The following is a 1,054-nucleotide window of genomic DNA, read 5'->3' on the forward strand; positions in this document are numbered from 1 at the left end:
TTCGAGTCCATCACGGATCGGATCCGAATACTCAGCACTCTCGGTTCCGTGCTTTATCTCCGAGCACTCCCGGTGGTAGTGGCGGTATGGCCGGTGCGGCAGCCGGGCGTTCATCGTGCCGCGGTGGGCAACGCATCCCGTGCCCGCTGAGATGAATGAACGCAACCCGTTTGTCGACGCGGGAAGGCTGCACTAGCGTGCATGAAGTCGATGGGCGCGCGCCCGCGCGTCGGAGGTCCAGGGCGGAGGTGTGAGCATGTCGGTTGGTTTGCTCGCGGTCGTGGACGACATCCTGACCGCCGCTGTCAAAGCGAGCGCGAAGACGGCTGGCGTGGTGATCGATGACGCGGCAGTCACGCCGCAGTACGTGCAAGGCGTTCTTCCCGCGCGCGAGTTGCCGATCGTCGGCAAGATCGCGCTCGGCAGTCTCGTCAACAAGTTCGTCATCATCATCCCCGTCGCCCTGCTGCTGACCGCTTTCGCGCCGTGGGTGCTGCCCTGGCTGCTGATCGTGGGAGGCTCCTACCTCTGCTTCGAAGGCGCCGAGAAGGTCATGGAGTGGTTCGGCGCCGAGCATGGTCCTGGTCAGGATGAACCCCGGAACGAGCGCAAGCTCGTATTCGGGGCGATTCGCACAGACCTGATCCTGAGCACCGAGATCATGCTGATCTCCTTGGCCAGCCTCGACGCAGGCTTCGGTCTCTGGATGACGTTCGGTGCCCTTGCCGTGATCGCTCTCGCCATGACGCTGCTCGTCTACGGTGCCGTCGCGCTGTTGGTCAAGATCGACGACATCGGCCTGGGAATGGCGAAGAGCTCCGCGCCCCGTGTTCGCAGCACCGGGGAACGGATCGTGCGATCGATGCCCACGGTGTTCCGCATCATCAGTGTCATCGGCACAGTGGCGATGCTCTGGGTCGGTGGCCATCTGGTGATCGCAAATCTGGCGGAGACGTTTTGGGAGGGCCCGTACAACGCACTGCACGCCGCGACGCACGCGGTCGAGTCGCTCGGGCCGGTTGTCGAGTGGATCGTCGACACGGCACTGTCGGGC

The 1,054-nt window shown here is 64.1% G+C and carries 1 protein-coding gene; it reads left to right on the forward strand.

What is annotated here, in order from left to right; all coding sequences use genetic code 11:
- Positions 1 to 256: 256 nt before the first annotated feature.
- Positions 257 to 1,054 (forward strand): DUF808 domain-containing protein (locus B2K11_RS18575; RefSeq protein ID WP_163620581.1); only part of this gene is annotated, 798 nt, incomplete at its 3' end.

Origin of the sequence: Microbacterium sp. B35-30 (assembly GCF_010634855.1) — a bacterium.
Taxonomy (GTDB): Bacteria; Actinomycetota; Actinomycetes; order Actinomycetales; family Microbacteriaceae; genus Microbacterium.